The following is a 10,404-nucleotide window of genomic DNA, read 5'->3' on the forward strand; positions in this document are numbered from 1 at the left end:
CCCCCCCCCCCCCCCCCCCCCCCCCCCCCCCCCCCCCCCCCCCCCCCCCCCCCCCCCCCCCCCCCCCCCCCCCCCCCCCCCCCCCCCCCGGCACAGCACGTTCTGCGGAGGACACCGAGCATGAAGATCGACTGGGACCGGCGTACGTGCGCGCGGCGCGGCCACGTGACGTACGCGCCCGACGAGCGGGTGCTACGGGAGCGGCTGCGCGCCGAGACGGGCCTCGGCGAGGCATGGCGCTGTCTGCGCTGCGGCGACTTCGCGCTCGGCGATCCGCACGGCTCCGGCCCCGCGGACGAGGCGCCGCTCGTGGCGCGCGGCAAGGTGCTCCGCGACCTGTTCATCCTGCGCTTCCTCGCGATCGAGCGGGCCGTGCGCGGGGTGTTCATCGTGCTGGTCGCGGTCGCCGTCTGGAAGTTCAGCAACAGCCAGTACGCGGTGCGCCGGCTCTTCGACGAGTACCTCGACGTCCTCAGGCCGGTCTTCCGGCACTTCCACTACGACCTCGACCACTCGCCCGTCGTCGGCACCATCCAGAAGACCTTCGGCTACAAGCACTCCACACTGCTGCTGGTCGCGGTCCTGCTGCTGGCGTACGCGCTGATCGAGCTCGTCGAGGCGGTCGGCCTCTGGTACGCCAAGCGCTGGGCGGAGTACCTCACGGTCGTCGCCACCGCCGCCTTCCTCCCGCTGGAGATCTACGAACTCACCGAGCACATCAGCGGGTTGAAGATCGCGACGCTGGTCCTGAACGTCCTCGCGGTTCTCTACATCGCCCTCGCCAAACGGCTGTTCGGCCTGCGCGGCGGACACAGGGCGTTCGAGGCGGAGCGGCAGAGCGCGTCGCTTCTGGAGGTGGAGGCGTCGGCCGGGGTCATGGTCTGACACCCGGGCCCCCGCCCGGTACGCACGGTCCCTTGCGCCTCAGTCGCCCTTTCCGAGGGTCTCGGCCACGGCGCGCGGCAGCCACGCCCGCGCGTCGCCGAAGGGGAAACCGAGCTCGGCGGCCCGGGAGTTGTCCATGCCGTAGGAACGGCGGAAGGAGAAGGGTGAGATCTCGCCCACCTCGACGACCCCCAGGACCGCCCTGCCGTCCGGGAGGTGCGCGGTGATCGCCTCGCACAACTCCTGTGTGGTCAGCGGCCCGTGGGAGGCCGCGTTGACCGGGCCGGTGAAGTCCTCGCCCGCCGCCCAGAACAGGAAGTCGGCGATCTCCTCGACGTGGATGTAGGTCGCCGGGTGGTTCACGGGCGGCACGGCGATCGTCTCGCCCCTGCGGATCCGGTCGGCGTAGTGCTCCAGGCGGCCGGTGAAGTCGTCGCCCCCGCCCAGCACATGGGCGACCCGCACGGCCACGTACGGGAAGCCGGGACCGGCCGCGAACACCGCCTCGGCCTGCCGCTTGCCCTCGCCGTAGTGCGCTTCGAGGAACTTCGCCTCGTCCCAGGGCAGTCCGAGGTCGACGGCGACCGTACGGGCATCCACGGCGTCCTCGGTGACCGGGTCCGCCGTGTCCTCGTACTCGTACACCTCGACGGTGGACGTCATCACATACCGGCGCGTGCGCCCCGCGAAGACCCGGCGGGCGATCTCCGCCTGCCGCGGTGTGTAGCAGACCTGGTCGACGACGACATCGAAAGTCCGTGACCCCAGCGCCTTTTCCAGGGAGTTCTCGTCATCGCGGTCGGCGATCAGATGAATCGTCCCGGCGGGCGGTGCCGACGAGCCGCGATTGATGACGGTGACCCGGTCTCCCGCGGCCGTCAGCCGGGCTATGAGACGCTTTCCGAAATACCGGTTTCCGCCGATGACGCAGATCTCTCGCATGCCGACCTTTCCTGTTTCCCCGCACTCGTGCCCCATGCGTCCATGCACGCGGGCACCCGTTCTCCACGCACCCCGTCACCGATCGCCGGGCGTTCCCGGTGCTTCGGGCTGTGGTCATAATTCTCCCGTCGCGGGGGTCAGGCCCGAAGGGGGAGACATGGGAGATCCGGCTGTCGCACCGAAGGAAACACGGCATCCGCGCGCCGTCTCCGGCGAAACGTCGGCGGGCTTCGACGCGCTGGACCGGCAGATCCTGGAACTGCTCCAGAGCGACGGCCGTATCAAGCTCAGCGAGCTGGGCCGCCGGGTCCGGCTGAGCCCGGCGGCGGTCGCGGAGCGGGTGCGCCGGCTGGAGGCGACGGGCGCGATCACCGGCTACGGCGCCCGGGTCTCCGCACCCCGCCTCGGCTACGGCATCCAGGCATTCATCCGCGTCAACCCGCACGGCGGGTACACCCTCAAGCATCCGCGGACCCTGGAACTGCTGGCCCGTCCCGAGGTCACCGAGGTCCACCACGTCGTCGGTGAGGACTGCTGGATCCTCAAGGTCGCCGTCGAGGACACCATCCACCTGGAGGACGTCCTGGAACAGACCTCCGCGCTGGGGCGGACGACGACCTCGATCGTGCTGTCCTCACCGGTGGACCGCAAACCGCTGCTGCCGCGCACCTCACGCTGAGCCCCGCTGCCCCGCTGCCCCGCTGCCCCGCGCAGAGGCGTCCGCCCGCCGCCGCTTGCCTTGACGTCGGCGTCAAGGATTACCGTCGGGGCATGCGAATCGGCGAGCTGGCCGCACGGGCCGGGACGACCACGCGGACTCTGCGCTACTACGAGTCCCGGGGGCTGCTGCCCGCGCGGCGGGGCGGGAACGGGTACCGGACGTACGACGAGGACGACCTGAGGCTGCTCCGGCAGATCAGGACGCTGCAGGACTTCGGGTTCGACCTGGAGGAGACACGGCCCTTCGTGGAGTGTCTGCGGGCCGGGCACCCCGAGGGCGACTCGTGCCCGGCGTCCCTGGACGTCTACCGCCGCAAGCTCGGCGAGCTCGACGCGCTGATCGACGAGCTGCGGTCGGTGCGCGCGCAGGTCGGCGAGCAGCTGGCGCGGGCGGAACGGGCGCGCGACGAGCTGGCGGCCGACGCGGAGGTTCCGGGCGGTCCGGAACCCGTATGCGAACTGGGAGGGCGGACGCGATGATCAGGGCGGCAGGCGTGGCCGAAGTGACGGACGCGGACTTCGGGGCGGAGGTGATCGGCTCGGAGCTGCCCGTGCTGGTGGAGTTCACGGCCGACTGGTGTCCGCCGTGCCGGCAGATGGGCCCGGTGCTCAGCGAGCTGGCCTTCGAGGAGGGCGACCGGTTCAAGGTGGTCCAGCTGGACGTGGACACCAATCCGGAGACCACGCTGGCGTACGGCGTGCTCTCGATGCCGACGTTCATGGTCTTCCGCGACGGTGAGCCCGTGAAGTCGATGGTGGGCGCCCGGGCCAAGCGACGGTTGCTGCAGGAGCTGTCGGACGTGATCTGACCCCACCCGGCCGACAACCCGGCAGATAAAAAAATCCCCTGGGCAATTGCGCCCGGGGGATTTCTCTGCGTATATTCAATGATTCGCGACTTCGAGGGATCGAGTCGTGAAGAAGTTCACTAGGCGCAGTATATCTGGGTGGGAGCGGAATTGTCAAACAAGGAATCGCACACGGAATTCCCCGACGATGAACTGCGAAGCGAGCAGGAATTCATCGACGGGTTGTACGCGCGGGTGGACGCCCTGCGCGGTGTCACCGAGGCCTCCGTCGAGGACGCGCTCGCCCAGGGCGACACGCCCATGCAGGCCCGGCTCGAACGGGACGTCCTGGTCGCCGAACGCTCGGGGCTGCTGGCCGCGCTGAACGCCGTGGACGGTTCGCTCTGCTTCGGCCGTATCGACCTGGCCCCGGTGGAATCCCCCGTGGAAGGGGCGCCCTCCGCCGGCGTCACCCACCACATCGGCCGGATCGGCATCCGTGCCGACGACAGCGAGCGCACCCCGATCCTCATCGACTGGCGCGCCCAGGTCGCCCGCCCCTTCTACCTGGCCACCGGTCACACCCCGATGGGCCTGCGCCGCCGCCGGCACATCGGCACCGAGGGCCGGCATGTCACCGACCTGCACGACGAGATCCTGGACCTCGGCGACCGTGAACGCACCGGTCACGAGGACCCGACCGGCGACGCCGTGCTGCTCGCCGCGCTCAACTCGGCCCGCACCGGCCGGATGAGCGACATCGTGCAGACCATCCAGGCCGAACAGGACCGGATCATCCGCGCGCCGCACCGGGGCATCATGGTCGTCGAGGGCGGTCCCGGTACCGGCAAGACGGCCGTCGCCCTGCACCGCGCCGCGTATCTGCTGTACGAGTACCGGGAACTGCTCGCCAAGCGGGCCGTCCTGATCGTCGGCCCCAACCCGGCCTTCCTCGGCTACATCGGCGAGGTGCTGCCCTCGCTCGGTGAGACCGGCGTGCTGCTCTCGACCGTCGGTGAGCTCTTCCCCGGCGTCCACGCGACGGCCGTGGACACGCCCGGGGCGGCCGCCGTGAAGGGCCGTGCCGAGATGGCCGATGTGCTGGCCGGGGTCGTCCGGGACCGCCAGGCCCTCCCCGACCCGGTGATCGCGATCGAGCACGACCGGGACGTCCTGATGCTCGACGCGGGCCTCGTCCAGGTGGCCAGGGAACGCGCCCGCGCGGCCGACCTGCCCCACAACGTCGCCCGCGAGCACTTCGAGGGCCACATCCTCAACACCCTCACCGACATGCTGGCCGAACGCATCGGCACGGACCCCTTCGACGGCTCCAACCTCCTCGACCCGAGCGACATCACCCAGATCCGCGACGAACTCGCCGAGAACCCCGAAGTCTGGTCGGCCATCGATCAGTTGTGGCCGAGGCTGACCCCGCAGCGACTGGTCGCCGACTTCCTGGCCGACCCGTACGGCCATGTCCCGGACGAGGACGCGGCGGCGATCCACCGCCCGCTGACCGGCGCCGGTGACTGGACCGGCGCGGACGTCCCGCTCCTCGACGAGGCCGCCGAACTGCTCGGCGAGGACGACCGGGTCGCCCGGGCGCTGGCCGACCAGGAACGCCGTACGCAGATCGCCTACGCGCAGGGCGTGCTCGACGTCTCCTACGCCTCACGGACGTACGAGTTCGAGGACAAGGAAGAGGAGGACTCCGAGATCCTGTCCGCGCACAACATCATCGACGCCGAGCGGATGGCGCAGCGGCACGAGGAGGACGACCACCGCAGCGCCGCCGAACGCGCCGCCGCCGACCGGACCTGGGCCTTCGGCCACATCATCGTCGACGAGGCGCAGGAGCTGTCGCCGATGGCCTGGCGGCTGCTGATGCGGCGCAGCCCCACCCGGTCGATGACGCTCGTCGGCGACCCCGCGCAGACCGCGGAGGCGGCGGGGGTCGGCTCGTGGGAGGAGATCCTCTCCCCGTACGTCGAGGACCGCTGGGAGCACACCCGGCTCGGCGTCAACTACCGCACCCCGTCCGAGATCATGGACGTGGCCGCCGGTGTGGTGCGGGCAGAGCGCCCCGGGTTCGAGCCGCCGCGCTCCGTCCGCTCCACCGGGGTACGGCCCTGGGCGCGGGAGGCCGGGGACGACCTGCCCGGCGCGGTCGCCAAGGCCGTCGCCGAACTGACCCCCGCCGAAGGACGGCTCGCGGTGATCGCGCCGCGCGCCCTGCACACCGCGCTCGCCGGCCGGCTCGACGGGGTGACGGCGGGTCAGGAGCCCGACCTCACCCGCACGGTGGTGCTCCTCGACCCCCGGCAGGCCAAGGGCCTGGAGTTCGACTCCGTCCTGGTGGTCGAGCCCGCGTCGTACGGGACGAGCGACCTGTACGTGGCGCTGACCCGGGCCACCCAGACCCTGGGCGTCCTGCACACCGGGGAACTGCCCGCGCCGCTGCGGGGTACGGGTCTGGAGTGACCGGCGCGGGGTGCCGGTCCGGAGTGACGGTGGGCTCGCCGGTCCCGCCGCCTCGCTCCTGACCGGTCCCCGTGGCCGCGCCGCCGGGGACCGGGTACGCGCAGCCTCTAGGCCGGCCGCAGCCACACCGTCGCGAGGGGTGGCAGGGTCAGCTGGATGCTGGCCGGGCGGCCGTGCCAGCCCCGGGGTTCCGGTTTGACGGGGTCGGGGTTGGTGACGTCGCTGCCGCCGTAGCGAAGGGCGTCGGTGTTGAGGACTTCGTGCCAGGCGGGGATGTCCTCGGGGACGCCGAGGCGGTAGTTGTGGCGGACGGCGGGGGAGAAGTGGGAGACGGCGAGCAGGGGCGTGCCGTCGGCGGCGTGGCGCAGGAAGGCGAAGACGTTGTCGTCGGCGGAGTCCCCGGTGATCCAGCCGAAGCCGGCCGGGTCGGTGTCGCGTTCCCACAGGGCCGGCTGGTGCTGGTAGGTGGTGTTGAGGTCGCGGACGAGGTCGCGGACGCCCCGGTGGTCGGCTTCGGCGCCGTAGGCGGGGTCGAGGAGCCACCAGTCGGGGCCGTGGGCCTCGGACCATTCGGCGCCCTGGGCGAACTCCTGTCCCATGAAGAGGAGTTGCTTGCCGGGGTGGGCCCACATGAAGGCGAGGTAGGCGCGCAGGTTGGCGCGTTGCTGCCACCAGTCGCCGGGCATCTTGGAGACGAGTGAGCGTTTGCCGTGCACGACCTCGTCGTGGGAGATCGGCAGGACGTAGTTCTCGCTGTACGCGTACACCATCGAGAACGTCATCTCGTCGTGGTGGTACTTCCGGTGGACCGGCTCGTGGGACACGTAGTCCAGCGAGTCGTGCATCCACCCCATGTTCCACTTCAGCCCGAACCCCAGACCGCCGAAGCCTCCGGGGCCGACGTGGTGGGTGGCCCGGGTGACGCCGTCCCACGCCGTGGACTCCTCGGCGACGGTGACGACGCCGGGGTTGCGGCGGTAGACGGTCGCGTTCATCTCCTGGAGGAAGGCGACGGCGTCCAGGTTCTCGCGGCCGCCGTGTTCGTTGGGGGTCCACTGGCCGGGTTCGCGGGAGTAGTCGAGGTAGAGCATGGAGGCGACGGCGTCGACGCGCAGGCCGTCGATGTGGAACTCCTCGCACCAGTAGGTGGCGTTGGCGACGAGGAAGTTGCGGACCTCGCGGCGGCCGTAGTCGAATTCGAGGGTGCCCCAGTCGGGGTGGTCGGCGCGCTGGGGGTCGGCGTGTTCGTAGAGGGGCCGTCCGTCGAATGCGGCCAGGGCCCACTCGTCCCGCGGGAAGTGGGCGGGGACCCAGTCCATGAGGACGCCGATGCCGGCTCGGTGGAGGGCGTCGACGAGGTGTCTGAAGTCGTCGGGCGTGCCCAGGCGGGCGGTGGGGGCGTAGAAGCCGGTGACCTGGTAGCCCCAGGAGCCGCCGAAGGGGTGTTCGGCGACGGGCATGAGTTCTACGTGGGTGAAGCCGAGGTCGGCGACGTAGGCGGGGAGCTGGTCGGCGAGCTGACGGTAGGTCAGACCCGGTCGCCAGGACGGCAGATGCACCTCGTACACCGAGAACGGCGCCTCATGGGCCGGCCGGGCGGCCCGCTTCTCCAGCCACTCGGCGTCCTGCCATTCGTAGTGGGACGCGTGGACGATCGAGGACGTGAGGGGCGGGACCTCCGTGCGGCGGGCCATCGGGTCCGCGCGCAGGGTGCGGGAACCGTCGGGGCGCGTGATGTCGAACTTGTAGAGCTCGCCCTCGCCTATCGCCGGTACGAACAGCTCCCAGACGCCCGAGGAGCCGAGCGACCTCATCGGATGGCCCGTGCCGTCCCAGAAGTTGAAGCCGCCGGCCAGCCGGACACCGCGCGCGTTCGGAGCCCACACGGTGAACCGGGTTCCGGTGACGCCCTGTTGCTCCATCGGCTCGGCGCCGAGCGCCCGCCACAGCTCCTCGTGCCGGCCCTCGCCGAGCAGATGCAGGTCCAACTCGCCGAGCGCCGGCAGGAATCGGTACGCGTCCTCGGTCTCCAGCACCGTCCCCTCGTACGCCACGAGCAGCCGGTACGCGTCCGGGACCGCGCGCAGCCGCAGCAGCCCGGAGAAGAAACCGTCCCCGTCGTCGCGCAGTTCGGCGCGCAGGTCGTCCGTGACGACGGTGACGCCGAGCGCGTACGGGCGGAAGGCGCGGAAGGCGACACCGCCAGGTATCGGATGGGCGCCCAGCACTCCGTGCGGATCGTGGTGCGTACCGTCGAGCAGCCGCTGCCGGTCCGCCGGGCCGACACCGGCGAAGCCGGGACCGCTTCCGACTGGCCGAGGACCGCCTCCGGCCGGGGCGGGACCGCCTCCGGCCGGGCCGGGACGTGCCTCGCCCGGGCCAGGGCTTGTCCCACCGACGGCGGGACCGCGCCTGCCTGGGCCGGGATGTGTCTTGCCCGGGCCGGGACCTGGCTCGCCGACTGCTGGACCACTCTCGCCCCGGCCGGGACCTGTCGCGCCCTCGACCGCCTCGGCCGGTGCTATCTCGGTGTCCGCCTTCCTGGGCGACGCCTTCTCGGCCGCCGGCCTCTCGGTGGGCGTCTTCTCGGCGGCGGCCGGTTTCTTCGCGCCGTTCTTCTTCGGACTGTCGTCGGACGGGGGGCGGGGCGTCACGGGCAGGGCCTCCTCGGGAGGGTGAGCTGGGGGACAGCAGGGGGATCAGGGTGACGCGGCCAGCCGCCGTACCGCCGCCAGCGGAACCGGCAGCCAGTCCGGGCGGTGGCGGGCCTCGTACACGACCTCGTACACCGCCTTGTCCGTCTCGAAGGCACGCAGTAATACCGGGTCCGTGCGCGGGTCGAGGCCGCTGACCTCGGCGTATCCGGTGCAGTAGGCGGCCCTGCAGGTGTCGGCCCAGGCGGCCGCCAGCGGTGTCCCCGGGGAGCCGGGAGCCTCGGGGACGGAGTGGGCCGCGTAGTCGAAGGAGCGGAGCATGCCCGCGATGTCGCGTGCCGGGGGCTGGGGCATACGGCGCTCGGCGAGCGGTTTCGACGGCTCGCCCTCGAAGTCGATGAGCGACCACTCCCCGTCGGGGGAGCGCAGGCACTGGCCGAGGTGCAGGTCACCGTGGATGCGCTGGGCCGTCCACGTGTGGCCCTCGGCGGACAGATCGGCCAGCGCCTCGAACGCGGTCCGCAGGCCGGGTGCGTGGGGCCGGAGCGCGGGCACCGCCTGCGCGGCGGCGTCCAGCCGCCCGGTCATGGCGTCGATGAGAGGCCGCATCCGCGTGTGGCCCAGGGTGACCGTGGGCAGCGACCGGGCGAGCGCGGTGTGCACCTCGGCGGTGGCCCGGCCCAGCGCCCGCGCCTCGGCGGCGAAGTCCTCGCCCTTGGCCAGCTCCCGCAGCGCCAGTTCCCAGCCGTCGGCCGCGCCCTGCACGAACGGCTGGAGCACACCGAGTACACAGGTCTCCGCGTCGAGGTCCGCCAGCATCCAGGCCGCGGGCGCCGGGACCCGCGCGCAGCCCTCCCGGGCCAGCGCCAGCGGAAGCTCCAGATCCGGGTTGATCCCGGGGACGATCCGGCGGAGCACCTTCAGGATGAACGTATCTCCGTAGACGACGGACGAGTTGGACTGTTCCGCCGTCACCAGGCGCGGGACCAGGTCCTTGCGTATCTCCTGGCGCCGGTCGTTCTCGAAGCGCAGGTCTCCTACGCGGGCCCCGGTGCGCAGGGCTTCCAGGAGGACACCGGCGGCGCGCGGGTCGTGCAGTGCCTCGTACACCGTGCGTCCGGCCAGCGGTCCTTCCTCCGGATGCCCGATCAGGGCGGGCGCGAGCCGTGGCGGCAGTGCCTCGCGTACGCCGATCAGTAACTGGTAGCAGTCCCCGGGATGCGAGGCGGCGCCCTGCGTGGGAGTGCGTGGCTGATGGGCGCGTACGAGCAGATGGATCAGGCCCAACCGGGCGCCGGGCGGCAGTAGTTCCACCGCGGCCACCAGGGAGAATCCGGTCACCGGACGCCCTTTGCCCGCGAACCAGCGTTGCCGGGGCAGCCATTCCCGCAGCAGTGGATCGAGCGACGCGAGCAACTCGGGGCGTGCGACCGGGGCCGGGGCAGAGTGGGTTACGGCTTCCGACATGGCGTCGCGTCCTTTCCCCAGTGACCCGGGGGCCCCGGATACCGGGCGAGGTGTGAGTCATGCGTGCCCAGGGCGGGGCGGGAGAAACCGCCCCGCCGCCCGGGTTCTAGACGGCTTCCTTCCGGAGGCGGAACCAGTAGAAGCCGTGACCGGCGAGGGTCAGCAAGTACGGCAGTTCGCCGATGGCCGGGAATCGCACGCCGCCGATCAGCTCGACCGGGTGTCTGCCGTTGAACTCGCGCAGGTCGAGTTCGGTGGGCTGGGCGAAGCGGGAGAAGTTGTGCACGCACAGCACGAGATCGTCGTCGTCCCCTTCGCCCTCGGTCGACGGCGCTTCGCGCAGGAAGGCGAGGACGGCGGGGTTCGAGGACTGGAGTTCGGTGTAGGAGCCGAGTCCGAAGGCCTTGTTCTGTTTGCGGATCTCGATCATGCGGCGGGTCCAGTGGAGCAGCGAGGAGGGCGACGAC

9 protein-coding genes are annotated in these 10,404 nt (G+C 71.5%); 5 read left to right on the forward strand and 4 right to left on the reverse strand.

Features of this window, described 5'->3' with window-relative positions; genetic code table 11:
- Nucleotides 1–120 precede the first annotated feature (120 nt).
- Complete coding sequence (locus tag ACZ6KY_RS07650) at nt 121–885, forward strand: DUF2127 domain-containing protein (protein WP_469309377.1); 765 nt, start codon at nt 121–123, stop codon at nt 883–885.
- 39 nt (nt 886–924) lie between these two features.
- Here the strand turns inward: ACZ6KY_RS07650 and ACZ6KY_RS07655 are convergent, their stop codons facing one another.
- Nucleotides 925–1,827: an NAD-dependent epimerase/dehydratase family protein gene (locus tag ACZ6KY_RS07655; RefSeq protein ID WP_469309378.1), complete on the reverse strand. Its 903-nt coding sequence runs from the start codon at nt 1,825–1,827 to the stop codon at nt 925–927.
- Nucleotides 1,828–1,984: 157 nt separating this feature from the next.
- On the opposite strand from ACZ6KY_RS07655, the gene ACZ6KY_RS07660 reads away from it, so the two are divergent.
- The 4 genes from ACZ6KY_RS07660 to ACZ6KY_RS07675 all read left to right on the forward strand — a co-directional run bounded on the left by ACZ6KY_RS07660 (nt 1,985) and on the right by ACZ6KY_RS07675 (nt 5,816).
- Nucleotides 1,985–2,506 carry an Lrp/AsnC family transcriptional regulator gene (locus ACZ6KY_RS07660; protein WP_469309379.1) on the forward strand — a complete coding sequence of 174 codons (522 nt, stop codon included), beginning with the start codon at nt 1,985–1,987 and terminating at the stop codon, nt 2,504–2,506.
- Between the two features lie 92 nt (nt 2,507–2,598).
- Nucleotides 2,599–3,027, forward strand: coding sequence for a MerR family transcriptional regulator (locus ACZ6KY_RS07665; protein WP_469309380.1), 429 nt, complete (start codon nt 2,599–2,601; stop codon nt 3,025–3,027).
- Complete coding sequence (locus ACZ6KY_RS07670; RefSeq protein WP_469309381.1) at nt 3,024–3,356, forward strand: thioredoxin family protein; 333 nt, start codon at nt 3,024–3,026, stop codon at nt 3,354–3,356. Before ACZ6KY_RS07665 ends, ACZ6KY_RS07670 begins: the two co-directional genes overlap by 4 nt.
- A gap of 192 nt (nt 3,357–3,548) precedes the next feature.
- A complete protein-coding gene (locus tag ACZ6KY_RS07675; RefSeq protein WP_469309413.1) occupies nt 3,549–5,816 on the forward strand; it encodes a HelD family protein in 2,268 nt (755 codons plus the stop codon).
- Between the two features lie 107 nt (nt 5,817–5,923).
- Here ACZ6KY_RS07675 and glgB read toward each other — a convergent pair whose 3' ends face one another.
- The 3 genes from glgB to ACZ6KY_RS07690 form a co-directional block, all read right to left on the reverse strand.
- Nucleotides 5,924–8,470: a 1,4-alpha-glucan branching enzyme gene (gene glgB / locus ACZ6KY_RS07680; protein ID WP_469309382.1), complete on the reverse strand. Its 2,547-nt coding sequence runs from the start codon at nt 8,468–8,470 to the stop codon at nt 5,924–5,926.
- Nucleotides 8,471–8,515: 45 nt separating this feature from the next.
- Nucleotides 8,516–9,937, reverse strand: a complete 1,422-nt coding sequence (locus ACZ6KY_RS07685; protein ID WP_469309383.1) for a maltokinase N-terminal cap-like domain-containing protein — start codon at nt 9,935–9,937, stop codon at nt 8,516–8,518.
- A gap of 106 nt (nt 9,938–10,043) precedes the next feature.
- A partial coding sequence (locus ACZ6KY_RS07690) for an alpha-glucosidase C-terminal domain-containing protein (protein WP_469309384.1) occupies nt 10,044–10,404 on the reverse strand: 361 nt, incomplete at its 5' end.

Source organism: Streptomyces sp. NPDC042002 (assembly GCF_055588305.1).

What these genes read in the sequence shown, in the direction of transcription:
- ACZ6KY_RS07655 (WP_469309378.1), bottom strand. Translation starts at nt 1,827, where the DNA reads ATGCGAGAGATCTGCGTCATCGGCGGAAACCGGTATTTCGGAAAGCGT.
- ACZ6KY_RS07660 (WP_469309379.1), top strand. Translation starts at nt 1,985, where the DNA reads ATGGGAGATCCGGCTGTCGCACCGAAGGAAACACGGCATCCGCGCGCC.
- ACZ6KY_RS07685 (WP_469309383.1), bottom strand. Translation starts at nt 9,937, where the DNA reads ATGTCGGAAGCCGTAACCCACTCTGCCCCGGCCCCGGTCGCACGCCCC.
- ACZ6KY_RS07665 (WP_469309380.1), top strand. Translation starts at nt 2,599, where the DNA reads ATGCGAATCGGCGAGCTGGCCGCACGGGCCGGGACGACCACGCGGACT.
- ACZ6KY_RS07650 (WP_469309377.1), top strand. Translation starts at nt 121, where the DNA reads ATGAAGATCGACTGGGACCGGCGTACGTGCGCGCGGCGCGGCCACGTG.
- ACZ6KY_RS07670 (WP_469309381.1), top strand. Translation starts at nt 3,024, where the DNA reads ATGATCAGGGCGGCAGGCGTGGCCGAAGTGACGGACGCGGACTTCGGG.